Here is a 23057-nt window from a genome sequence, read left to right as displayed (position 1 = left end):
GCCCCGAAGGCATTCACGGCCGATATCTTGATCGTGAACCAATTCACGAAACGCATCGCACCAGACCACTGTAGGCACACAAAGCCCACGCCGACATGCGGAAGGGCCCCACCGGAGTGGTGGGGCCCTTCCGCATGTCGAACAGAAATTTGATACGAACCGGGGAGAAAAATCAGGGAAGCACTGCGGCCGGCGGCGTGGTCGGCCAGGTCATACGGATCTGTCCGCCATGCTCCCCTGCGGTGACCTCGACGTCGTCGACGAGGCCGCTGATGACCGCGAGGCCCATCTCGTCCTCCTCGGTCTCCACGTCGGGCTCCTCGCCCGGTGCGCCCGGTGCCCGGTCGCCCGGGGCCGAACGCGGTGCCTCGTCGCCGACCTCGATGGAGAACTGCTTCTCCTCCTCGATCAGCAGCACCTTGACCGGCGCGGTGATGCCGCCGCTCTGGTGCAGTCCGACGGCACGGGTGCAGGCCTCGCCGACGGCGAGCCTGACCTCGTCGAGGACGGCCTCGTCCACTCCGGCCCTGCGCGCCACCGCTGCCGCCACCAGTCGGGCGGTCCTGACGTGCTCGGGCAGCGCGCTGAAACGGAGTTCAACGGTGGCCATGCGTCCCCCTCGGAACTACGGGCGTGCTGTCGGGGGACCGGGCCGCCGAAAGCCCGGCCCCCCTCCTTTGCTTCTGTCGACGTCCTCCTGCCGCTCCGGGCACACGGGCCCGGGAACGGATCAGTCGGTCGCCGCCACCGCTTCCTCGACCGAGGTGTGGATCGGGAACACCTTGGTGAGGCCGGTGATTCGGAAGATCTTGAGAATGCGCTCCTGGTTGCAGACCAGGCGCAGCGAGCCCTCATGGGCACGCACCCGCTTCAGTCCGCCGACCAGTACGCCGAGTCCGGTGGAGTCGAGGAAGTCCACGCCCTCCATGTCGACGACAAGGTGGAAACTGCCGTCGTTCACCAGCTCGACCAACTGCTCGCGCAGCTTGGGCGCGGTATATACGTCGATTTCGCCACCGACCCTGACGATCGTGCGATCGCCGACGGTCTCGGTCGACAGGGACAGGTCCACGGATCCTCCAGCACCTTGCTATCGAGCGGTCGCCCCTCGGGACACCTCGGCAGAGCCCCCGGGACGGTTCGCCAGCCGCGATGGCATTCAATCACTTACCGGCAGGCGTGCACGACGCCTTGGTCCCATTGTCCGTCACGCCAGTGACACACTCGGTGCCGATGGCCAAGAATCTCCGATCCGATCGACCCTCGACGGACGCCGGTCCCCGCCCCACACCGAGCACGGTCCTGGACCGGCTCGCCGCCGGGCCGAGCCGGGCTGCGCGCATCACTCATACGGAGCACTTGCCCCCACGTGCGGGTCGCCATGCCGTCTGGCCCGACCGGATCCGCTCGGAGGTCATCGCGGCCGTCCAGGCGTGCGGCATCGAACACCCCTGGGCCCACCAGGCACGCGCCGCCGAGCACGCGCTGGACGGCGAGTCGGTCGTGGTCGCCACCGGCACCGCTTCCGGCAAGTCCCTGGCGTACCTCGTACCGGTCCTCTCCACGCTCCTGGACGGCTCGGAGGCCCCGAACGGCCGCGGCGCCACCACGCTCTACCTGTCCCCCACGAAGGCCCTCGCCGCGGACCAGTGCCGCTCGGTGAAGGAACTTTCACAACCGCTGGCCAATTCCGTGCGCCCCGCGGTCTACGACGGCGACACGCCGTTCGAGGAACGCGAGTGGATCCGCCAGTACGCCAACTACGTGCTGACCAACCCGGACATGCTGCACCGCGGGATACTCCCGTCCCACTCCCGCTGGTCCTCCTTCCTGAAGGCGCTCAAGTACGTCGTCATCGACGAGTGCCACACCTACCGGGGCGTGTTCGGCTCCCACGTCGCCCAGGTGCTGCGCCGTCTGCGCCGCCTCTGCGCCCGCTACGGCGCCTCCCCCGTCTTCCTGCTGGCCTCCGCGACCGCCGCCGAGCCGTCGGTCGCCGCCCGCCGCCTCACCGGCCTCCCGGTGGTCGAGGTGGCCGACGACGCCTCACCGCGCGGCGAACTGGTGTTTGCCCTCTGGGAGCCCCCGCTCACCGAGCTGCAGGGCGAGAAGGGCGCCCCGGTCCGCCGCACGGCCACGGCGGAGACGGCCGACCTCCTCACCGACCTCGCCGTGCAGGGGGTGCGCTCGGTCGCCTTCGTCCGCTCCCGGCGCGGCGCCGAGCTGATCTCCGTGATCGCCCAGGAGCGGCTGGCCGAGGTCGACCGCACCCTGGCCCGCCGCGTGGCCGCGTACCGCGGCGGCTATCTCCCGGAGGAGCGCCGCGCCCTGGAACAGGCACTGCACTCCGGAGAGTTGCTGGGCCTGGCCGCCACCACTGCGCTGGAACTCGGCATCGACGTCTCGGGGCTCGACGCCGTGCTGATCTCCGGCTACCCCGGCACACGCGCGTCCCTGTGGCAGCAGGCCGGCCGGGCCGGACGGGCGGGCCAGGGCGCCCTGGCGGTCCTCGTGGCCCGCGACGACCCGCTGGACACCTTCCTCGTCCACCACTCCGAAGCCCTGTTCGACCGGCCCGTGGAGTCCACGGTCCTCGACCCCGACAACCCCTACGTCCTCGCCCCGCACCTGTGCGCGGCCGCGGCCGAACTGCCGCTGACGGACGAGGACATGGAGTTGTTCGGACCGGAGACCGAGAGCCTGCTGGGTCAGTTGGAGTCCGCGAAGCTGCTGCGCCGCCGCACCAAGGCCTGGCACTGGACCCGCCGCGAACGGGCCGCCGACCTCACCGACATCCGCGGGGAGGGCGGCCGGCCCATCCAGATCGTCGAGTCGGGCACGGGCCGCCTCCTCGGCACGGTCGACGCGGGCTCCGCCCACACGGCCGTCCACGAGGGCGCGGTCCACCTCCACCAGGGCCGCACCTACCTCGTCCGCTCCCTGGACCTGGAGGACGCGGTCGCCCTGGTCCAGGAGGCGAACCCGCCCTACTCGACGGTCGCCCGCGACACGACCGCCATCACCGTCCTGGAGACGGACACCGAGATCCCCTGGGGCGACGGACGCCTGTGCTACGGCTCCGTCGAAGTCACCAACCAGGTCGTCTCCTTCCTCCGCAGACGCCTCATCACCGGTGAAGTGCTGGGCGAGACGAAACTCGACCTCCCTCCTCGTACGCTCCGCACACGCGCGGTCTGGTGGACGGTCACCGAGGACCAGCTCGACGAGGCCCGGATCAACCCGGAGATCCTCGGCGGCGCCCTGCACGCCGCCGAACACGCCTCCATCGGCCTCCTCCCCCTCTTCGCGACCTGCGACCGCTGGGACATCGGCGGGGTCTCCATCCCCCTCCACCCCGACACGCTGCTCCCCACGGTCTTCGTCTACGACGGCCACCCGGGCGGCGCGGGCTTCGCGGAGCGCGCCTTCCACACCGCCCGCGCCTGGCTCACCGCCACCCGTGAGGCCATCGCCTCCTGCGAGTGCGACGCCGGTTGCCCGTCCTGCATCCAGTCCCCCAAGTGCGGCAACGGCAACGACCCCTTGCACAAAAGGGGAGCGGTACGGCTCCTCACGGTGCTGCTGCGGGGGGCGCCGGAGACACCGGAGGAGGCGCTTCCCGGGGAGCCGGCAGCACCGGCCCCGCAGGGCCCGCCCGCGCCCTGACCTCCGCCGTGAACGGCCCCCGCCCCGAGGCCGCCGTCACATCGGAGACCTCGCCGACCAGCACGCACCGCACGAGCCGCACCCCCTGCTCCCGCGCCACGTCCTCCGCCCGGGCACAGGCCGTCTCCGGCCCGTCGGCCCAGTGGTCGGCCGCCGCGAGCGCCGCCAGATCCGCCCCACCGGCCGCCCGGTGCCGTACGACGACGGCCTGCCCTAGAGCCAGCACGCCCCCGAACACCACGCACAGCACCGCGATGGCACCCACACTCCACACGGTGGCGGAACCCCGATCCGAACGGCCGGCGGCGAGGCGGGCAGTGGCGACACGAACCCAACGTCCGCCCAGGCGTCGGGCTTTGACGACGAGCGCTCTGCCGAGGGGTGCGGCGGAGAACGGCGAGCGGGCTGGCCCGGTTTCGGCAGGCGGGGAGCCGACCCAGCCCGCCGCGGTGAGCTGGGTGTCGGCCAGGCCTGCCGCTGTCCGCCGGGGCTCGGCCACGCCCGCCTCTGCGAACCGGGGATCGGCCCCACCTGTCGCTGCGAGCTGGGACTGGTCCCGACCCGCCGCGGTGAACCTGGGCTCGGCCACCCCCGCTGTTGCGAACCGGGAGTCGGCCGAATCTGCCGCTGCGACCTGAGTGTCGGCCCGACCCACCGCTGTGCACCGGGACTCGGCCACGCCCGCCCCCGCGAGCTGGGTGCCTGCCCCAGGCGCCCCTGAGCACCGGGACTCGGCCTCACCCGCCCCTATGACCCTGGGCTCGGCGGCCACGCCCACCCCCGCGAACCGGGAGTCAACCCTCCCCGCCAACCCCGCGCCGACGGACCACTCACCCCCGGACCGAGCAACCGCGCCCCGCCCGGCGGCACCCCCGAGCTCACGAACCTCCTCGTTCATCCCCCTTCCCCCACCGTCGCCTCCACCAGTGCCACGGCCTCCTCCCGCACCTCGAAGGGCAGGCCCTGCAGCGCGGGTGGCTTCGCCACGACCACGACGCGGACCTGGTCGCCCTCCCGGGCGACCGTCACCTCCGCGTCGCGCGGTGCCGTGTCGCGGGCCACCCGGACAACCGCCTCGGCGGAGTCCTCCCGGGCCGCCGCGCGGGCGCCCGTCCTGGCCGCGTCCACGCACTGGATCTGGGCGGCCACCACGAGCAGCCCCCACACCAGTGCCATCGCGAACATCACCAGCACGGGCAGCACCATGGCCGACTCCGCCGTCACGAACCCCGCGTCCCCGGCCCGTTCACGCCTTCGCATCGAGCGCCCGCTTCACGATGGCCTGGAGTTCGGCGCTGACGGCCCCGCTCGTGACCACCTTGTAGAGCACCACCGCGAAGGCCACCGCCGCCACGATCCCCATCGCGTACTCGGAGGTGACCATGCCCTCGTCCCCGCGCATCGACCGCACCCGGCACACCGTCCTGCACACCAGGGCACGCATCCGCGCCCGTACCGCCTTGTACATCTCAACCCCCGTAAGGTCCAGTCCTGTTGATTGCCGTCTGATTGCTCGCCCGGATCGCTCGCCTGACTGCTCGCCCGGCTACACGCTCCGACCACTCGTCCGCCTGCTCGTCGGCCGGTTCACCGACCGTCGGCCGCCCTCACCCACCCCCTCCCCCCAGCACTCCTCCCGCGAGTCCGATCACGATCGGCAGCACGCCGACGGCGATGAACGCGGGCAGGAAACACAGCCCCACCGGCGCGGTGACCAGCACAGCGGCCCTCCGCGCCCGTGCCGTGGCGGCGCGCCCCCAGTCGGCGCGGGCGTCCGCCGCCAACCCGGCGACCGGCCCGGCCGCGGGCAGCCCGGTCACATCGGCGCGTTCCAGCAGCCGGGCCAGCGCCCCGGCGCCCGGTGTCGAGGCGAGCCTTCGCCAGGCCTCACCCGGTTCGCCGCCGAGCCGTACCTCGGCCGCCCCGCGGGCCAGCGCCTCTCCCACGGGTCCGCCCAGTGCCTCGCCCACGGCCTGCGCCGCGATGACGGGACCGGCACCAGCCGCGATACACGCGGCCAGCAGGTCGGCGGCGAGGGGGAGTTGCCGGGCCGCCTCACGCGCGTCGGCCTCCCCGGCGTCCACGCCGGCCGTCTGCCGCAGCCGCCACCGCCACAAGCCCGCCGCGACGACCATTCCGAGCACGACACCGGCGACTCCGCCGACCAGCACCCACCCGGCACACCCGACGCTGAGCACGGGCAGCCACCGCCGCGCGAACTCACGTCCCTCGAAGCGCGGGCCCTCAGCCGTGGCCTCCGCGACGGCCAGCAACTCCCCGAGCCGCCGCCGCAGTCTGCGCTCGCGCCGCACCGCCACGGCCCACCGGATGAACCAGGCCACCAGCAGTGCGGTCCCCAGAACCGCCCCCAGCCTGTGGACAACTTCCCCGCTCATGCCTCCTCCGCTCCCCGTACGATCCGCGTCGCCCACCACATCCCGACGCCCTCCAGCAGGCCACCGACCAGCAGGCAGCCCAGCCCGGTCCCGGTGTGCAGAAGCACGTGCAGGGGATCGGCGCCTAATGCGGCACCGAGACCGAGGCCCAGCACCGGCAACGCGGCGAGCATCCACGCCGTGGACCGCGCTCCCGCCAACTGGGCGCGCAGATCAGCCCGTTGGTCGCGCTCGGCCCGCAACGCCCCTTCGAGCCGGTCGAGCCCCGCCGCGAGCCCCGCGCCCTGGTCCACGGCCACCCGCCAGCACGCGGCAAGCCCGAGCAAGCCCTCGGCACCGGGCCGCCGAGCCGCCCCCGCGAGCGCCCCCGGCACGTCCCCACCGAACCGGGCCGCCGCCAGCACGACCGCCTGCGTCTCCCCGAAGCCGCCGAACTCCGGCGCCCCGGACCCCGACCCACCCGAGCCCGAGCCAATCCCGTCGTCCCCCGGCCCCTCGAAGTCCCGCACCGCGCGCACCAGCGCCTCCCCCGGCTGCCGTCCCGCACGCACTTCCCCGGCGACCACCGCACACAGCGCGATCACCGCGGCCGCCCGCCGCTCACGCACCCGACGCTCCTGCCCGGCCAGCCGCACCCGCCTCAGCAACGGCACCCCGGCCGCCCCCGCGACGACCGGCAGCACCGAGGCCCCCAGCACGGCGAGCACCAGCCCGGCGACCACCGCCCACCACTCGAACCCCAGCCGCCCACGAACCCGCCGCAGCTCACCCATCAGTCGCCGCCAGGGCGGAGGCCCGACTCCCACCACCTCGCCACCGGCCAGCAGCACCCGCGCCCGCCGCACCCCCGAACGCCGCCCGCCCCACAGCCACACAGCCGTCCCGAGGCACCCCACGGCCACTCCCGTCGACCCCACCGACATCTCCCCCATCCCGATCACCACGTCCTCCCACCGTCCAGGACCGCGCGACGCCACCCCGGCACCGCCCACGCACTCGAGCCGCCCACCTGCACGGTCATCCGCCCTTTCCCGCCTCCCGCATCGCATCCCCGAGCAGGCCCCGCAACCGCTCCCACCCCCGCTCGTACGCGAACGCCTCGGCTCCCCACCGCAGCGCCGGCACCGTGCGCACCAGCCCTGTGGGATCCCGCTCCAGCACCCGCACCTCGGCGATCCGCCGCCGCCCGGTCCGGTCGCGCACCAGATGCAGGACGACCGACAGCGCGGCCGCCAACTGGCTGTGCAGCGCGGCCCGGTCGAGCCCGGCGGCCGTACCCAGCGCCTCCAGGCGGGCCGGTACATCGGCCGCCGCGTTGGCGTGCACGGTCCCGCAGCCGCCCTCATGGCCCGTGTTCAACGCGGCCAGCAGGTGCACCACTTCGGGTCCGCGCACCTCACCCACCACGAGTCGGTCCGGCCGCATCCGCAGTGCCTGGCGCACCAGGTCCTCAAGGGTGACCAGTCCGGCGCCCTCCTGGTTGGCGGGTCTCGTCTCCAGCCGGACGACGTGCGGGTGGTCCGGCCTGAGCTCCGCCGAGTCCTCCGCGAGCACGATCCGCTCGCCGGGCCCGACGAGCCCCAGCAGCGCGCTCAGCAGCGTCGTCTTCCCGGTGCCCGTCCCACCGCTGATGAGGAAGGACAGCCGGGCGTCGAGCAGCGCCCGCAGCACCCGGTCCCCGCCCGGCGGGACCGTGCCGGCCGCGACCAGTTCGTCCAGCGTGAACGCGCGCGGCCGTACGACCCGCAGCGACAGACAGGCGCAGCCGACGGCGACCGGAGGGAGGACCGCGTGCAGCCGCGTGCCGTCCGGCAGCCGGGCGTCGACCCAGGGCCGTGCGTCGTCGAGGCGCCGCCCCGCCACCGCGGCGAGCCGCTGCGCGAGCCGTCGTACGGCGGCCGCGTCGGGAAAGGACACGGCGGTCAGTTCGAGTCCGCCGCCGCGGTCCACCCAGACCCGGTCCGGTGCCGACACGAGGACGTCCGTCACCGACGGGTCGGTGAGCAACGGCTCCAGAGGGCCGCTGCCGACCAGTTCGGACCGCAACCGCTCCGCCGCGCCCAGCACTTCGGCGTCCCCGAGGACCCGTCCCTGCTCGCGCAGCGCCTGGGCCACGCGCGCGGGGGTCGGTTCGGCCCCGCTCTCGGCCAGCCACTGCCGTACGCCGTCCAGCAGTCCCGGAGCCGTGTCCGCGCCGGCCGCCGAGGACGAAGTGGAACCACCCGCCGAGGCTGTCCGCGGCCGCGCGGGAGCATCGACCGGCGCCGAACCCGACCGCCGCCGCTCGACGGAACCCGCCACCGGGCGCGCCGCCTGCCGCACCTCGCCGGAGCCGCCCCCGACGCCCTCCACCCGTCCGACCCCCGAGAACCCCGAGAACCCGCTCATGCCGTCCCCGCCCCCGTCCCCGTCTCCGCCAGCGCGCGCTCCCAGAACTCCTTGCAGAACCGACCCAGCGGTCCCCGTGCGGCCGCACCCGGCGGTGATCCGCTCCCCTGGGGTCGCTGGAGCACCGTCTCGACCGGGATCTCACCCACCAGCGGCAGGCCCAGCAGGCGGGCCACCTCGCGGTCGTCGAGACCAGGGGCGTACGGGCCGCGTACCGCCACCCGCAGGTCGCGCAGGACCATGCCGACGCCGGAGGCCATGCGACCGGCCGCGGCGACGGCACGCAGTTCGGCGGGGACCACGAGGATCCCGAGGTCGATCTGGGCAAGGGCCTCGGCGACGCCGTCGTCGAGGCGGCGGGGCAGGTCGACGACGACGGTGCCGCCTCGGCGCCGGGCCGCGGCGAGCACCGCCCGTACGGCCTGTGGCGGGACGGCGATGCGGTCGCCGCGGTCCCAGCTCAGGACCCGCAGCGAATGCAGTTGCGGCAGCGACTCCTCCAGGGCGCCCCCGCCGACCCGTCCTCGCGAGGCGGCGAACGCCGGCCAGCGCAGTCCCTCGGTGCTCTCGCCGCCGAGGAGTACGTCGAGTCCGCCGCCCAGCGGATCGGCGTCCACGAGGAGCGTGCGCAGGCCCTCACGCGCGGAGGTGACGGCGAGGGCGCACGCGAGCGTGGAGGCCCCGGCCCCGCCGCGGCCGCCGATGACTCCGACGGTGAGAGCGGGCCGGCCGACGCCCTCGGTGACGTCGGCGATCCGGTCGACCAGCCACTGCTCGCCGTCGGGCAGCATCAGGACGTGGTCGGCGCCGATCTCGACGGCCCGCTTCCACACCCCGGAGTCGTCCTGGTCCCGGCCGACGAGGACCACTCCCCGTCTGCGGGCGGCCCCGCGCACCCGCAGGGCGGCGTCGTCGCCCACCAGGACGAGCGGGGCGGCCTCCCAGCTTCCTCTGGGCTGCGGCATCCCGTGATGGACCTCGGCCGTCGCCCCGGCCGCCGCGCACAGCCGCAGCAGGTCGTCGAGCAGGTCCGCGTCCTCCGTGACGATCAACGGCCGGCCCGGCCGCCCTCCGGCGGTGGGCTGTCCCTCGTGTGTGACGGCTGCGGTCACGGTCTCCATCCCCCTTCACCGCGCCGTGCGAGGCCCCTCCAGGGGCCCGCCCGGCGCCTCTCCCCCGAGGCCCCTTCGGCCCCGCGATTCCCAAACATGTGAAGAACCGGCAACCGGCCTCCATATGAACGGCCGATACGAACCGGCCAAACACACCCGACAAACCAGAACCGGCCATGAAGTCGGCCGGAGCGGGACGTGTGGGAATCACGGTGCAGCCATCCCGGAAATCGTGTGGATCTTGGTGGATAACTGTGGACAACTCGACGCCTGTGAATATCGCCGTCACCCATACCGGTGAGGGTGTGCCGCCTGTGTACGACTCCCGCAGAGCAGCGTGACGGCTACCCAGAGTGACGAATCATGAGCATGCCGAAAGGGCGGCCGAAGCCGCCTCGCAGGGATCACAGAACCGCGTACGGAAGAAGAAAACCCACCCGGACATGCGACGACCCCCACCGGGGGGGAGAGTGGGGGTCGTCTCCACGGCCGACTCGGGGGGGGAGGAGCCGGACCGCGTTAGCACGGTCGCGAACGATCCGTGACTTCCATGGTGTACCCGAGAGCCCTCTCAGGCAAACCCACGCGCCTCACCTTACGCCGAATGGGCTGCGCCTATGCTCGGGGTCGTGGAAAACCACTCCTTGCCCCGCACAGCGGCCTTCTTTGACCTGGACAAGACGGTCATTGCGAAGTCGAGCACGCTCACGTTCAGCAAGTCGTTCTACCAAGGCGGCCTGATCAACCGCAGGGCCGCCTTGCGGACCGCATATGCCCAGTTCGTCTTCCTCGTCGGCGGTATGGACCACGACCAGATGGAGCGCACCCGCGAGTATCTCTCCGCGCTCGTGCGCGGCTGGAACGTCCAGCAGGTCAAGGAGATCGTGGCCGAGACCCTCCACGACCTGATCGACCCGATCATCTACGACGAGGCCGCTTCCCTCATCGAGGAGCACCACACCGCCGGCCGGGACGTCGTCATCGTGTCCACGTCGGGCGCCGAGGTGGTCGAGCCGATCGGTGAACTCCTGGGCGCCGACCGGGTGGTGGCCACCCGCATGGTCGTGGGCGAGGACGGCTGCTTCACCGGCGAGGTGGAGTACTACGCCTACGGCCCGACGAAAGCCGAGGCCGTCAAGGAGCTGGCCGAGTCCGAGGGGTACGACCTGGAGCGGTGCTACGCCTACAGCGACTCGGCGACCGACCTGCCGATGCTGCGGGCCGTGGGTCATCCGCACGCCGTCAACCCGGACCGGGCCCTGCGTCGCGAGGCCCTCGCGCGCGGGTGGCCGATTCTCGATTTCCACCGGCCGGTCCGGCTCAAGCAGCGGCTGCCCGGATTCGCGGTACCGCCCCGCCCGGCCCTCGTCGCGGTCGCCGCGATAGGAGCGGCGGCAGCGACAGCAGGTCTCGTCTGGTACGCGAATCGGCGGCGGTCGACGGTCGCCTGACGTGATTCCGGCCACTTGAAACCTATTTGCGCACAAAAGTAAAGAACGGCGGCCAGGGGTTCCGCTTGCCGCGGTCCGGGAGTACAAAGGGGTTAACGGCCCGCGAGACCAAGGACATCCGAGAGGATCACCTTAAAAACGCATTTGGCCCCACGGACCGAGCATGGACACCGGGCACCCACGCGACGTCGACCCGTCGATTACGGGCCAGCCGCACCAGGTGACGGGCAAAGTTCCCGACCTGATGGGCAACATATCGAGGACGCTTGGTAACGCGGTGAACATGCCAGCGGCGGTACGAATCCTCGTACCGCCGCAACCCTGTTCAGGGGGTCCTACGCCGCCCCGCGCTGGAGCGCCTCGCAGACCGCCGTCGACTCGCGCGCGCCCAGTTCGATCGCGCTGCCGCAGTGGGCGATCCAGGCGGCCATGCCCTCGGGGGTGCCGGAGACATAGCCGTCCAGTGCCGCCAGATAGGCCGCACGGCCCAGTTCGGCGTGACCGACCTCCGCCGGGCAGACCGACTTGGGGTCGAGACCGCTGCCGACCAGGACGATCCGCGCGGCCGCGCGCGCGATGAGGCCGTTGTGGGAGACGAACGGTCGCAGGGCGAGCAGTTCGCCCTGTACGACGGCGGCGGTGACCAGGGCGGGGGCCGAGGTGCCCGCGATGATCAGCTCCGACAGGCCCTCCAGCCGGCCCGAGACCTCCGCCGCGCCCGGCAGGGGCAGCTCGATCAGCGGCTCGTCGACGCTCTCGCCGGCCTGGCGGGGGCGCCCGACCTCGTCCTCGTCGGTGGCCGCGGCGACCAGGTGCAGCCGGGCCAGCACCCGCAGGGGCGACTGCCGCCAGATGGACAGCAGTTGGCCGGCCTCGGCGGTGAGCCTGAGCGCGGCGCCCATGACGCGTGCCTCGCCGTCGACGCCGAAGTCGGAGCGGCGGCGCACCTCTTCGAGGGCCCAGTCCGCGCCGGACAGCGCGGCAGAGCCGCGGGCGCCGCGCAGGGCGGCCTCGGAGGTGATCTCGTTGCTGCGGCGCCGCATGACACGGTGTCCGTAGACCCGGTCCACGGACTTGCGCACGGACTCCACGGACTCGGCCACACCGGGCAGCGAGCCCAGGGCCGCGAGCGGATCGGCGTTCGCGCCTGTCGTACTCATGAGTACGACACTACGCAACCCGGAGCCGCGCCCCTCGATGGAGTGGTCTTCTTCACGCACGTCTGCCACGTAGAGCTATCACCCGACTACTCTTGGTGAACATGAAAATTGCTTTCGTCGGGAAGGGCGGCAGCGGCAAGACCACCCTGTCCTCCCTGTTCATCCGCCACCTCGCGGCCACCGGAGCGCCGGTGCTGGCCGTCGACGCCGACATCAACCAGCATCTGGGGCCGGCGCTCGGCCTGGACGAGACGGAGGCGGCCGCGCTGCCCGCCCTGGGCGAGCGGCTGCCGCTGATCAAGGAGTACCTGCGCGGCACCAATCCGCGGATCGCCTCGGCCGCGGAGATGATCAAGACCACTCCACCCGGCGCGGGCTCGCGGTTGCTGCGGGTGCGCGAGGACAACCCGGTCTGGGACGCCTGCGCCCGACCGGTGGAACTCGACGGCGACGTCGTCCGTTTGATGGTCACCGGCCCCTTCACGGACGCCGACCTCGGGGTCGCCTGCTACCACTCCAAGACGGGAGCGGTGGAGCTGTGCCTGAACCACCTGGTGGACGGGCCGGACGAGTACGTCGTGGTGGACATGACGGCGGGCTCGGACTCCTTCGCCTCCGGCATGTTCACCCGTTTCGACATCACGTTCCTCGTCGCCGAGCCGACCCGGAAGGGAGTATCCGTCTATCGCCAGTACAAGGAGTACGCCCGCGACTTCGGCGTCGTCCTGAAGGTCGTCGGCAACAAGGTGCAGGGCCAGGACGACCTCGACTTCCTCCGCGCCGAGGTCGGGGACGACCTGCTGGTGACCGTCGGGCACTCCGAGTGGGTGCGCGCCCTGGAGAAGGGCCGGCCGCCGCGGTTCGCGCTCCTGGAGGACGTCAACCGGCGCGCCCTGCACCGGCTGCGGACGGCCGTCGACGCGACGTACGGCCTGCGGGACGCGGAGCGCTACACCCAGCAGATGGTGCACTTCCACCTGAAGAACGCCCGGTCCTGGGGCAACGAGCGCACGGGGGCCGACCTGGCGGCGCAGATCGACCCCTCGTTCGTGCTCGGCGAGAGCGCGGTGCCGGCCGCGAGCGTCTGACGGCCACCGCCGTCCGACGACCGCGACCGCCCCGCCCGGCCGCCTTGCAGCGTGCGACCTTCCACGACCGCTACGGCCGCTTGGCCGCCGGTGCTCCCGGTACGCCCTTCGGTGCCGGGGCCGGCCGGCCCGACAGGAAGGCCGGCCAGCCCTGCCGGGGCGCCTCGCCCACCCCGAGGGTGCGCATCCTCTCGAGGGTCTTCGGGTCCTGGGCGTCCAGCCAGTCGGCGAGCTGCCGGAAGGAGACACAGCGCACGTCGGGCTTGTTGCACACCTGCTCGACGGTCTCCTCGACGGCCCGCATGTACGTGCCGCCGTTCCAGGACTCGAAGTGGTTGCCGATGATCAGCGGCGCGCGGTTGCCGTCGTAGGCACGCCGGAAGCCCTTGAGGAGGCCGTCGCGCATCTGGTCGCCCCAGAACTCGTGCTTGCCAGGGTCGCCCTGGGTCCGGGTGCCGGACTGGTTGACCATGAAGTTGTAGTCCATGGTGAGCTGCTCGTAGGAGTGCCCGGGGAAGGGCACGAGCTGCATCGACAGGTCCCACAGGCCCTGCTTCTTCTTCGGCCAGAGCTGCTCGTTGACCCCGCTGGTGTCGTAGCGGAAGCCCAGCTCGCGGGCGGCCTGCATGAAGTTCTTCTGTCCTTCCAGGCAGGGGGTGCGGGCGCCGATGAGCTCCTTGTCGTAGTCGAAGGGCAGCGGGGCGGCCTTCGTCATCCCGGTGTTGGTCTTCCAGGACTTGACGAACTTCTTCGCCTGGGCGATCTCGTCCTTCCACTCCTCGACCGACCACTGGCCGACCCCGCCGCCGCTGCCGCAGAAGTGGCCGTTGAAGTGGGTGCCGATCTCGTTGCCCTCCAGCCAGGCGAGGCGGAGCTGCTTGACGGTGTCGGCGATGCCCTGCTCGTCGTTGAAGCCGATGTCGGAGCGGCCCGGGGAGTGCTGCGGCGGCCGGTACTCGGCGCGCTTGTCCTCCGGCAGCATGTACACGCCGCTCAGGAAGTACGTCATCGTCGCGTGGTTCGCCTTGGCGACCTCACGGAAGTGCGAGAACAGCTTCTGGCTGTCCTCGCCGGCGCCGTCCCAGGAGAACACCACGAACTGCGGGGGCTTCTCGCCGGGCTTGAGGCGTTGGGCTCGGGGCAGGTGCGGCTGCGCTCCGGTGTAGGCGGTGGATCCGTCACCGATCAGACGGAACACCCGCTTGGGCGGGGCCTGGGCGGGCTTCGCCTTCTGCGGGCCCGCGGCTCCTCCCTCGGAGGCGTCGGTGGCGCAACCGGCGAGCGAGGCGGCGCAGACCGCGGCGACCACGGCTCCCGCGGCAATCCTGTGGGTGGCGGCCATGTTCCGCCCACCTTCTTCCTTCTCTCGGGGCAACGACAGCGCCGCCAAGTTCGCATGAGCCCGGGAAGGAATTAGTACGACAAGCCGATGAAATTGCCACTTCACCCATTCAGGTGGACTGTTAACCCATTTGCCCGGAAAGTCTATGCCTGTCCTTTACTCTGCATTACGATCCATTTACCGAGCGTTGATTCATCCCGCCGCTGCACGCCGTGACCCACGGCCGCGACCCGACCCCCGTCCCACACGGGGGACCACCTGTTCCGCGACCGCGCTGCCCCGGAGGAGACGGGAAAAATGTCAGCCTGTGTTCCCACCCGCGCCACCGACCCGAGCGACTCGCACCACACGAGGCGCATCCACCCTGCCCACAGCCCCCCGCCGACCCCGCCCCGCCGCTTCCGCATCGCGGGCGCCGACGTGTCGGCATCGATCGCGGTCTTCCTGATCGCCCTGCCCCTGTCCCTGGGCATCGCCCTCGCCACCGGCGCACCCCTCCAGGCCGGCCTCGTGGCCGCCGCCGTCGGAGGGATCGTCGCCGGCAAGCTGGGCGGCTCCCCGCTCCAGGTCAGCGGTCCTGCCGCCGGCCTCACCGTGGTCACCGCCGACCTGATCCATCGTTACGGCTGGCGGACCACCTGCGCCATCACAGTGCTGGCCGGAGTGGCCCAACTCGGCCTCGGCTGCCTGCGCGTGGCCCGCACCGCGCTCGCCGTCAGCCCCGCGATCGTGCACGGCATGCTGGCCGGCATCGGCGTCACCATCGCGGTCGCCCAGTTGCACATCGTCCTCGGCGGCACCCCGCAGAGCTCCGTCCTCGACAACCTCCGCGCCCTGCCCGCCCAGTTGGCACGGCTGCAACCCGCCTCGGTCTCGGTGAGCGTGCTGACATTGGCGCTGCTCTTCCTCTGGCCGCGCATCCCGGGTCGCGCGGGGCAACTCCTGCGGAAGATCCCGGCCGCGCTCGTCGCCGTCGCCGGAGCCACCACCGCCGCCTGCCTCGCCGGTCTGGCCGTGCCGAAGGTCGACCTGCCGTCCTGGAGCAGCCATGCGCTGGCCGGACTGCCCGAGGGGCCCGTGCTGGGGCTCGTCGCCGCCGTACTGACCACCACCCTGGTGTGCAGCGTGCAGTCGCTGCTGGGCGCGGTGGCCGTCGACAAGCTGGCGTCCGGACGCCCCGACCTGATCGCCGCGAGCAGCGGTGCGGGCCGCGGGGCCCGTGTCGGCCGCTCCGACCTGGACCGCGAACTGCTCGGCCAGGGCGCCGCCAACATCGTCTCCGGCTCCCTCGGCGGACTGCCCGTCGCCGGTGTGGCGGTGCGCAGTTCCGCCAACGTCCAGGCGGGTGCCGTCAGCCGGAACTCCACGATGCTGCACGGAGTTCTCGTGGTGATCGCCGCGCTGCTGATGGTCCCAATCCTCGAGTTCATCCCGCTCGCCTCGCTCGCCGCCCTGGTGATGGCCGTCGGCATCCAGATGGTGTCCCTGCACCACATCCGCACGGTGACGCGGCACCGGGAGGTCCTGGTCTACGCCGTCACCACCGTCGGCGTGGTCGTGTTCGGCGTCCTGGAGGGCGTGACGCTGGGCATCGCCGTCGCCGTCGGAGTCGCCCTGCACCGCCTCACCCGCACCCGGATCACGCACTGCGAGAGAGAAGGCGTCCATCACGTCCATGTACGCGGGCAGTTGACCTTCCTCGCGGTGCCGCGGCTCAGCCGGGCCCTGCACCTGGTCCCCCAGGGGGCGGCCGCCGTCGTGGAGCTGGACGGGTCGTTCATGGACCACGCGGCGTACGAGTCGCTGCACGACTGGCAGAAGACGCACACCGCACAGGGCGGTTCCGTCGAGCTGACCGGTCGCAGACCGGGGACGCGCATCGCCGAGCCGTCCGACGACGGGCACTGCCGCTGCCGCCCCTGGACGGCCTGGCGCAACCATCAGTGCGAGCGGCCGTACACCGCGCAGGCCGTCGCGGGCGCGGATGCCTCCGGTGAGCCCGGTGCCGCGCAGACTCCGGGCGGGTCCCGGGAGTCCAGCGGGCACGACCTGGCGCGTGGCATCAGCGCGTTCCAGCGCAACACCGCGCCGATCGTGCGGGGCGAGCTGGCCCGGCTGGCGCGCGAGGGCCAGCAACCGGACCAGCTCTTCCTCACCTGCGCCGATTCGCGGCTCGTCACCTCGATGATCACCTCCAGTGGTCCGGGTGACCTGTTCGTGGTGCGCAATGTGGGCAACCTCGTCCCCCGGCCCGGCGAGGAGAGCGGCGACGACTCGGTGGCGGCCGCGATCGAGTACGCGGTGGACGTGCTGAAGGTGCGCTCCATCACGGTGTGCGGGCACTCCGGCTGCGGGGCCATGCAGGCACTGCTCAACTCCGAGCCGGGCGGCGCCCGTACCCCCCTGAAGCGCTGGCTGCGGCACGGGCTGCCCAGTCTGGAGCGGATGGCCGACGGCGGCCGGCCCTGGGCCAGGCTCGCCGGGCGGGCGCCCGCCGACGCGGTCGAGCAGCTCTGTCTGACCAACGTGGTCCAGCAGTTGGAGCACCTGAGCGCCCACGACTCGGTCGCCCGGGCCCTGCGGGAGGGGAAGCTGGAGCTGCACGGGATGTACTTCCACGTGGGCGAGGCCCAGGCGTACCTGCTCACCGGCGGGGACGGAGACGGGCTGTTCGAGCACGTGGAGGCGGCGGACCTGTCGGCGTGAGCCGTCGCGGGGTGCGGTCCCTCCAGGAGGGGCCGCACCCCGAGCACACTGCCCGGGCGCGGGGTGGTCGGCGACCGCGTGCGGGCCGCAGGACCAAGGACACGGTCCTGCGGGTCACGGGCCACGGGCCCACGGGCGCGACACGCCGGGGCCACGCCAAGCCACGCACGCACGCACGCAGGGGCAGGCACGCAGACCCACGCACGTAGGGACACGCCGGATGTCACCGCGTCCGAGCCACGCCGGCCGTCACCGCTTCCAGGTCCGCGACACGCCGAGCCCCGATGAACGTCACCGCGCCCGGATGACGCCGACAGCACACCTCCAACAGTCCCGGCCCGCCGTCCGCCTCCGACGCACCCCGCCGCCCCCGTATCCCGGCCGCCCGCGCTCCCCACTCGCAGCGCCCGACGCCGGCGGCGCCCCCCCCACGTACCCGGACGCGGGCGGCAGGAGTGTGAAAGGCGTCATACGTACTGAACTCCGCCTGGTCGGCGTCCGTGGGTACGGATGACCCGGTCCGCCGGACTCGATGGGTCCACAGGTCTAAACCAATTTCCAGTCGACCCTTGTCATCGCATCCGCGGTCTGATGAGCTGTGGCCTGGGACACAACGGACACCCTGGGAAAGGCAGATGCCGTGAGCAACGAAAGCCTGGCCAACCTGCTCAAGGAAGAGCGCAGGTTCGCACCCCCCGCCGACCTGGCCGCCAACGCCAACGTCACGGCGGAGGCGTATGAGCAGGCCAAGGCTGACCGGCTGGGTTTCTGGGCCGCGCAGGCCCGCCGGCTGAGCTGGGCCAAGGAGCCGACCGAGACGCTGGACTGGTCGAACCCGCCGTTCGCCAAGTGGTTCCAGGACGGCGAGCTCAACGTGGCGTACAACTGCGTCGACCGGCATGTCGAGGCGGGCCACGGGGACCGGGTCGCCATCCACTTCGAGGGCGAGCCGGGCGACAGCCGCGCGATCACCTACGCCGAGCTCAAGGACGAGGTCTCCAGGGCCGCGAACGCCCTGCTGGAGCTGGGCGTCCAGAAGGGCGACCGGGTCGCCGTCTACATGCCGATGATCCCCGAGACGGCCGTCGCGATGCTCGCGTGCGCCCGGATCGGCGCCGCGCACTCCGTGGTCTTCGGCGGATTCTCGGCGGACGCCCTCGCCACCCGCATCCAGGACGCCGACGCCAAGGTCGTCATCACCTCCGACGGCGGCTACCGGCGCGGCAAGCCGTCCGCGCTCAAGCCCGCCGTCGACGAGGCGGCCGGCAAGGCCGGCAACGTCGAGCACGTGCTGGTCGTCCGCCGCACCGGCCAGGAGGTCGCCTGGGACGACAGCCGGGACGTGTGGTGGCACGAGATCGTCGAGCGCCAGTCGGCCGAGCACACGCCCGAGGCGTTCAACGCCGAGCAGCCGCTGTTCATCCTGTACACGTCCGGGACGACGGGTAAGCCCAAGGGCATCCTGCACACCTCCGGCGGCTACCTCACCCAGACCGCGTACACCCACCACGCCGTCTTCGACCTCAAGCCGGAGACCGACGTCTACTGGTGCACGGCCGACGTCGGCTGGGTCACCGGGCACTCGTACATCGTCTACGGCCCGCTCGCCAACGGCGCCACCCAGGTCATGTACGAGGGCACCCCGGACACCCCGCACCAGGGCCGCTTCTGGGAGATCATCCAGAAGTACGGGGTGACGATCCTGTACACGGCTCCCACCGCGATCCGTACGTTCATGAAGTGGGGCGACGACATCCCCGCGAAGTTCGACCTCAGCAGCCTGCGGGTGCTGGGCTCGGTCGGCGAGCCGATCAACCCCGAGGCGTGGATCTGGTACCGCAAGCACATCGGGGCCGACCAGACGCCGATCGTGGACACCTGGTGGCAGACCGAGACCGGCGCGATGATGATCTCCCCGCTGCCCGGTGCCACCGCGACCAAGCCCGGCTCCGCGCAGACCCCGCTGCCCGGCATCTCCGCGACCGTCGTCGACGACGAGGCCAATGAGGTCCCCAACGGCGGAGGCGGCTACCTCGTCCTCACCGAGCCGTGGCCGTCGATGCTGCGCACCATCTGGGGCGACGACCAGCGCTTCCTCGACACGTACTGGGCACGCTTCGAGGGCCGGTACTTCGCCGGCGACGGCGCGAAGAAGGACGACGACGGCGACATCTGGCTGCTGGGCCGCGTCGACGACGTCATGCTGGTCTCCGGCCACAACATCTCGACCACCGAGGTGGAGTCCGCGCTGGTCTCCCACCCCTCGGTCGCCGAGGCGGCGGTCGTCGGTGCCGCCGACGAGACGACCGGGCAGGCCATCGTGGCCTTCGTGATCCTGCGCGGCACGGCGAACGCCGAGGACGAGGGCCTCGTCAACGACCTGCGCAACCACGTGGGCGCCACCCTCGGCCCGATCGCCAAGCCGAAGCGGATCCTGCCGGTGGCCGAGCTGCCCAAGACCCGCTCCGGCAAGATCATGCGCCGTCTGCTGCGGGACGTCGCCGAGAACCGCCAGCTCGGTGACGTCACCACGCTGACGGACTCCACGGTCATGGACCTCATCCAGGCCAAGCTGCCGGCCACGCCCAGCGAGGACTGACCGGCCGCAGGCACCAGGGGGCGCCGGGCGCGAGAACGCGCCGGGCGCCCCTTTTAGGTAAAGTAAAGAAAACTGCGTGACCCTCAAGGTGTGCCGGGAAGTCTGGTCGGCGAGTAGCACTGCCCTGCCCACCGACCGGAGGTCCCCCCGATGCCCGCGCCCACCCGTAAGGTCCTCGGACGCCTCTCCCTTCCCGAGCGCACCTTCGTCGCGGACGCGCTGCGCGCCGAGACGGTCGGCGGTGTGCTGCTCCTCGTCGCCGCCGTCGCCGCCCTGATCTGGGCGAACATCCCCGCGCTGCACCACAGTTACGAGAGCGTCAGCCACTTCCACCTGGGCCCCGCGGCTCTCGGACTGAACCTGTCGATCGAGCACTGGGCCGCCGACGGACTCCTCGCGGTGTTCTTCTTCGTGGCCGGCATCGAACTCAAGCGCGAGCTGGTCGCCGGCGACCTGAAGGACCCCAGGGCGGCCGCGCTGCCCGTGGTGGCGGCCCTGTGCGGCATGGCCGTACCGGCCCTCGTCTACACCCTCACCAACCTCACCGGCGGCGGCTCCCTGGCCGGCTGGGCCGTGCCCACCGCCACCGACATCGCCTTCGCGCTCGCCGTGCTCGCCGTCATCGGCACCTGGCTGCCGGGCGCGCTGCGGGCCTTCCTGCTCACCCTGGCCGTCGTCGACGACCTCTTCGCGATCCTGATCATCGCGGTCTTCTTCACCGCCGACATCGACTTCGCCGCGCTCGGCGGCGCGGCCGCCGGCCTCGTGGTCTTCTGGGCGCTGCTGCGCAAGGGCGTGCGTGGATGGTACGTCTATGTCCCGCTCGCGCTGGTGATCTGGGCGCTGATGTACAACAGCGGCATCCACGCCACGATCGCGGGCGTCGCGATGGGTCTGATGCTGCGCTGCACCCGGCGGGGGGACGAGGAGCGCTCCCCGGGCGAGCGCATCGAGCATCTCGTACGGCCGCTCTCGGCGGGCCTGGCCGTCCCGCTGTTCGCCCTCTTCAGCGCCGGTGTCTCGGTGTCGGGCGGCACGCTCGGCGATGTGTTCACCCGGCCGGAGACGCTGGGCGTGGTGCTCGGACTGGTCCTCGGCAAGACGCTCGGCATCTTCGGCGGGACCTGGCTGACGGCCCGCTTCACCCGGGCCTCGCTCAGCGACGACCTCGCGTGGGCCGACGTGTTCGCGGTGGCGACGCTCGCCGGCATCGGCTTCACCGTGTCCCTGCTCATCGGGGAGCTCGCCTTCGACGGCGACGCCACGCTCACCGACGAGGTCAAGGCGGCCGTACTCGTCGGTTCGCTGACCGCGGCCCTGCTCGCGACCGTGCTGCTGAAGCTGCGCAATGCCAAGTACCGCAGGCTGTACGAGGCCGAGGAGCGCGACGAGGACCTGGACGGGATTCCGGACGTGTACGAGGAGGACGACCCGGCGTACCACCTGCGGATGGCGGCCATCCACGAGCGCAAGGCCGCCGAGCACCGCCGGATCGCCGAGCGCCAGACCGCCGAGCGGCTTGCCGAAGTGACGGGCGGGGCAGGCGAGGAGGACGACCGTCGGGCATGATCTGACGGGACGGTACCAAAGACACGGACATACAGAGTCACGTCCCACACCGAGTCAGTGAAGAGGGAGACCGCGATGAGCGCACCCGACGGCAGCCCGGTCGGCGCCGAACGCAGCATCGGCCAACTGTTCGCCTCGGCGACGACCGAGATGTCGGCATTGGTGCACGACGAGATCGCGTTGGCGAAGGCGCAGCTCAAGCAGGACGTCAAGCGGGGCGCGATGAGCGGCGGCGCGTTCAGCGTGGCCGGCGGGGTGCTGCTGTTCTCCCTGCCGATGCTCAACTTCGCGCTCGCGTACGGCATCCGGACCTGGAGCGACTGGAACCTCGCGGTCTGCTTCCTGCTGTCCTTCGCCGCCAACGTCCTCGTCGCGCTGGTCCTCGCGCTGATCGGTGTCGTCTTCGCGAAGAAGGCGCAGAAGGGCAAGGGCCCGCAGAAGGTCGCCGCCTCGGTGAAGGAGACGGCCGGCGTGCTCCAGAACGCCAAGCCGCACCCGCGTCCCGACAGCGACGCCAAGGTCCTGGAGGAGCGGGTCCGGGAGACGAAGGCCATCGAGGCTGTGGCACGCTCGTCGTCATGACCGACCCCGCCACCCCTTCGGCGCAGCAGCCCGCCTCCCTCGTACGGCCCGACGGTCCCTGGACGCACCGGGACGTGGCGGCCAACGGCGCGCGCTTCCACATCGCCGAGATGGGCGACGGACCGCTCGTGATGTTCCTGCACGGCTTCCCCCAGTTCTGGTGGACCTGGCGCCACCAACTGGAGGCGCTCGCCGACGCCGGTTTCCGGGCCGTGGCCATGGACCTGCGCGGGGTCGGCGGCAGCGACCGCACCCCGCGCGGCTACGACCCCGCCAACCTCGCCCTCGACGTCACCGGCGTGATCCGCTCCCTCGGCGAGCCGGACGCCGCGCTGGTCGGCCATGACCTGGGCGGCTACCTGGCGTGGACGGCGGCCGCGATGCGTCCCAAGCTCGTACGACGGCTCGCGGTCGCCTCGATGCCGCATCCCCGGCGCTGGCGCTCGGCGATGCTCGCGGACCTCAGGCAGACGCGGGCCGGTTCCTACATCTGGGGGTTCCAGCGCCCCTGGGTGCCGGAGCGGCAGCTCACCGCGGACGACGGCGCGCTGGTCGCCGAGCTGATCCGGGACTGGTCCGGCCCGCGGCTGCCGGACGACAAGGCGGTGGAGACGTACCGCGCGGCGATGTGCATCCCCGCGACGGCGCACTGCTCGATCGAGCCGTACCGCTGGATGGTGCGCTCCCTGGCCCGGCCCGACGGGATCCAGTTCAACCGGCGCATGAAGCGGCCCGTCCGGGTGCCGACCCTGCATCTGCACGGTTCGCTCGACCCGGTGATGCGGACCAGGAGCGCGGCGGGCTCCGGGGAGTACGTCGAAGCGCCGTACCGCTGGCGGCTGTTCGACGGCCTCGGCCACTTCCCGCACGAGGAGGATCCGGTCGCCTTCTCGACAGAACTGATCAACTGGCTGAAGGATCCCGAGCCTGATCGGTGACCGAAAGGTCGCGCCCGGTATCCGGATCTGAACGCCTGTCCTACGAACGGCCACTTGCCC

Annotated in this window: 19 protein-coding genes; 8 read left to right on the top strand and 11 right to left on the bottom strand. The window is 72.0% G+C overall.

The features are described 5' to 3' along the window. Positions 1-172: 172 nt before the first annotated feature. Together ACZ66S_RS20520 and bldG are read right to left on the bottom strand one after the other, a co-directional pair. Positions 173-610: an ATP-binding protein gene (locus ACZ66S_RS20520; RefSeq protein WP_469902911.1), complete on the bottom strand. Its 438-nt coding sequence runs from the start codon at positions 608-610 to the stop codon at positions 173-175. Positions 611-730: 120 nt separating this feature from the next. After that, complete coding sequence (gene bldG / locus ACZ66S_RS20515) at positions 731-1072, bottom strand: anti-sigma factor antagonist BldG (RefSeq protein WP_006132569.1); 342 nt, start codon at positions 1070-1072, stop codon at positions 731-733. An 80-nt stretch (positions 1073-1152) separates the two neighbouring features. On the opposite strand from bldG, the gene ACZ66S_RS20510 reads away from it, so the two are divergent. After that, positions 1153-3666, top strand: coding sequence for a DEAD/DEAH box helicase (locus tag ACZ66S_RS20510; protein WP_469902910.1), 2514 nt, complete (start codon positions 1153-1155; stop codon positions 3664-3666). Here ACZ66S_RS20510 and ACZ66S_RS20505 read toward each other — a convergent pair. The 7 genes from ACZ66S_RS20505 to ssd form a co-directional block, all read right to left on the bottom strand. Beyond that, positions 3572-4012 carry an Rv3654c family TadE-like protein gene (locus ACZ66S_RS20505; protein WP_469903039.1) on the bottom strand — a complete coding sequence of 147 codons (441 nt, stop codon included), beginning with the start codon at positions 4010-4012 and terminating at the stop codon, positions 3572-3574. The two genes, ACZ66S_RS20510 and ACZ66S_RS20505, sit on opposite strands and share 95 nt — an antisense overlap. A gap of 548 nt (positions 4013-4560) precedes the next feature. Next, on the bottom strand, positions 4561-4926 hold the full coding sequence (locus tag ACZ66S_RS20500) for a TadE family type IV pilus minor pilin (protein ID WP_469902909.1): 366 nt from the start codon (positions 4924-4926) through the stop codon (positions 4561-4563). Further along, positions 4913-5134, bottom strand: coding sequence for a DUF4244 domain-containing protein (locus ACZ66S_RS20495; protein WP_037717709.1), 222 nt, complete (start codon positions 5132-5134; stop codon positions 4913-4915). The genes ACZ66S_RS20500 and ACZ66S_RS20495 overlap by 14 nt, the downstream gene beginning before the upstream one ends. A 139-nt stretch (positions 5135-5273) precedes the next feature. Continuing rightward, entirely contained in the window at positions 5274-6062 is a 789-nt protein-coding gene (locus ACZ66S_RS20490; protein ID WP_469902908.1) for a type II secretion system F family protein, read from the bottom strand. Next, complete coding sequence (locus tag ACZ66S_RS20485) at positions 6059-6994, bottom strand: type II secretion system F family protein (RefSeq protein WP_469903038.1); 936 nt, start codon at positions 6992-6994, stop codon at positions 6059-6061. Before ACZ66S_RS20485 ends, ACZ66S_RS20490 begins: the two co-directional genes overlap by 4 nt. 85 nt (positions 6995-7079) lie before the next feature. Further along, positions 7080-8450: a TadA family conjugal transfer-associated ATPase gene (locus ACZ66S_RS20480; RefSeq protein ID WP_469902907.1), complete on the bottom strand. Its 1371-nt coding sequence runs from the start codon at positions 8448-8450 to the stop codon at positions 7080-7082. Then, positions 8447-9571: a septum site-determining protein Ssd gene (gene ssd / locus ACZ66S_RS20475; RefSeq protein WP_469902906.1), complete on the bottom strand. Its 1125-nt coding sequence runs from the start codon at positions 9569-9571 to the stop codon at positions 8447-8449. The genes ACZ66S_RS20480 and ssd overlap by 4 nt, the downstream gene beginning before the upstream one ends. Positions 9572-10179: 608 nt before the next feature. On the opposite strand from ssd, the gene ACZ66S_RS20470 reads away from it, so the two are divergent. Further along, on the top strand, positions 10180-11013 hold the full coding sequence (locus ACZ66S_RS20470; protein WP_053848156.1) for an HAD family hydrolase: 834 nt from the start codon (positions 10180-10182) through the stop codon (positions 11011-11013). Between the two features lie 335 nt (positions 11014-11348). Here the strand turns inward: ACZ66S_RS20470 and ACZ66S_RS20465 are convergent, their stop codons facing one another. Next, positions 11349-12173 carry a Fic family protein gene (locus tag ACZ66S_RS20465; RefSeq protein ID WP_469902905.1) on the bottom strand — a complete coding sequence of 275 codons (825 nt, stop codon included), beginning with the start codon at positions 12171-12173 and terminating at the stop codon, positions 11349-11351. A 101-nt stretch (positions 12174-12274) separates the two neighbouring features. On the opposite strand from ACZ66S_RS20465, the gene ACZ66S_RS20460 reads away from it, so the two are divergent. Continuing rightward, positions 12275-13261, top strand: a complete 987-nt coding sequence (locus ACZ66S_RS20460; protein WP_469902904.1) for an ATP-binding protein — start codon at positions 12275-12277, stop codon at positions 13259-13261. 70 nt (positions 13262-13331) lie between these two features. Here ACZ66S_RS20460 and ACZ66S_RS20455 read toward each other — a convergent pair whose 3' ends face one another. Further along, complete coding sequence (locus ACZ66S_RS20455; protein ID WP_469902903.1) at positions 13332-14603, bottom strand: polysaccharide deacetylase family protein; 1272 nt, start codon at positions 14601-14603, stop codon at positions 13332-13334. 297 nt (positions 14604-14900) lie between these two features. Here ACZ66S_RS20455 and ACZ66S_RS20450 point away from each other — a divergent pair, with 297 nt between their 5' ends. From ACZ66S_RS20450 to ACZ66S_RS20430, 5 genes are all read left to right on the top strand, one after another. After that, a complete protein-coding gene (locus tag ACZ66S_RS20450) occupies positions 14901-17309 on the top strand; it encodes a bifunctional SulP family inorganic anion transporter/carbonic anhydrase (protein ID WP_469902902.1) in 2409 nt (802 codons plus the stop codon). A gap of 640 nt (positions 17310-17949) precedes the next feature. Continuing rightward, the gene (gene acs, locus ACZ66S_RS20445; protein ID WP_469902901.1) at positions 17950-19908 is read left to right on the top strand and encodes an acetate--CoA ligase; all 1959 of its coding nucleotides are present in this window, start codon (positions 17950-17952) and stop codon (positions 19906-19908) included. A gap of 150 nt (positions 19909-20058) precedes the next feature. After that, a complete protein-coding gene (gene nhaA / locus ACZ66S_RS20440) occupies positions 20059-21477 on the top strand; it encodes a Na+/H+ antiporter NhaA (protein ID WP_469902900.1) in 1419 nt (472 codons plus the stop codon). A 75-nt stretch (positions 21478-21552) separates the two neighbouring features. After that, on the top strand, positions 21553-22059 hold the full coding sequence (locus tag ACZ66S_RS20435) for a phage holin family protein (RefSeq protein WP_469902899.1): 507 nt from the start codon (positions 21553-21555) through the stop codon (positions 22057-22059). After that, positions 22056-22997, top strand: coding sequence for an alpha/beta fold hydrolase (locus ACZ66S_RS20430; protein ID WP_469902898.1), 942 nt, complete (start codon positions 22056-22058; stop codon positions 22995-22997). The genes ACZ66S_RS20435 and ACZ66S_RS20430 overlap by 4 nt, the downstream gene beginning before the upstream one ends. The last annotated feature ends 60 nt before the right edge of the window (positions 22998-23057 follow it).

This window comes from Streptomyces sp. NPDC107471 (assembly GCF_055582845.1).
The sequence above is the reverse complement of the archived record's forward strand: the minus strand, read 5'-3'. Positions and strand labels throughout refer to the sequence as shown.

Bases quoted from the DNA above. Each gene is read 5' to 3' on its own strand.
- ACZ66S_RS20520 (WP_469902911.1), bottom strand. From the start codon at position 610: ATGGCCACCGTTGAACTCCGTTTCAGCGCGCTGCCCGAGCACGTCAGG.
- ACZ66S_RS20510 (WP_469902910.1), top strand. From the start codon at position 1,153: ATGGCATTCAATCACTTACCGGCAGGCGTGCACGACGCCTTGGTCCCA.
- ACZ66S_RS20500 (WP_469902909.1), bottom strand. From the start codon at position 4,926: ATGCGAAGGCGTGAACGGGCCGGGGACGCGGGGTTCGTGACGGCGGAG.
- ACZ66S_RS20495 (WP_037717709.1), bottom strand. From the start codon at position 5,134: ATGTACAAGGCGGTACGGGCGCGGATGCGTGCCCTGGTGTGCAGGACG.
- ACZ66S_RS20490 (WP_469902908.1), bottom strand. From the start codon at position 6,062: ATGAGCGGGGAAGTTGTCCACAGGCTGGGGGCGGTTCTGGGGACCGCA.
- ACZ66S_RS20485 (WP_469903038.1), bottom strand. From the start codon at position 6,994: ATGGGGGAGATGTCGGTGGGGTCGACGGGAGTGGCCGTGGGGTGCCTC.
- ACZ66S_RS20480 (WP_469902907.1), bottom strand. From the start codon at position 8,450: ATGAGCGGGTTCTCGGGGTTCTCGGGGGTCGGACGGGTGGAGGGCGTC.
- ssd (WP_469902906.1), bottom strand. From the start codon at position 9,571: ATGGAGACCGTGACCGCAGCCGTCACACACGAGGGACAGCCCACCGCC.
- ACZ66S_RS20470 (WP_053848156.1), top strand. From the start codon at position 10,180: ATGCTCGGGGTCGTGGAAAACCACTCCTTGCCCCGCACAGCGGCCTTC.
- ACZ66S_RS20465 (WP_469902905.1), bottom strand. From the start codon at position 12,173: ATGAGTACGACAGGCGCGAACGCCGATCCGCTCGCGGCCCTGGGCTCG.
- ACZ66S_RS20460 (WP_469902904.1), top strand. From the start codon at position 12,275: ATGAAAATTGCTTTCGTCGGGAAGGGCGGCAGCGGCAAGACCACCCTG.
- ACZ66S_RS20455 (WP_469902903.1), bottom strand. From the start codon at position 14,603: ATGGCCGCCACCCACAGGATTGCCGCGGGAGCCGTGGTCGCCGCGGTC.
- ACZ66S_RS20450 (WP_469902902.1), top strand. From the start codon at position 14,901: ATGTCAGCCTGTGTTCCCACCCGCGCCACCGACCCGAGCGACTCGCAC.
- nhaA (WP_469902900.1), top strand. From the start codon at position 20,059: ATGCCCGCGCCCACCCGTAAGGTCCTCGGACGCCTCTCCCTTCCCGAG.
- ACZ66S_RS20435 (WP_469902899.1), top strand. From the start codon at position 21,553: ATGAGCGCACCCGACGGCAGCCCGGTCGGCGCCGAACGCAGCATCGGC.
- ACZ66S_RS20430 (WP_469902898.1), top strand. From the start codon at position 22,056: ATGACCGACCCCGCCACCCCTTCGGCGCAGCAGCCCGCCTCCCTCGTA.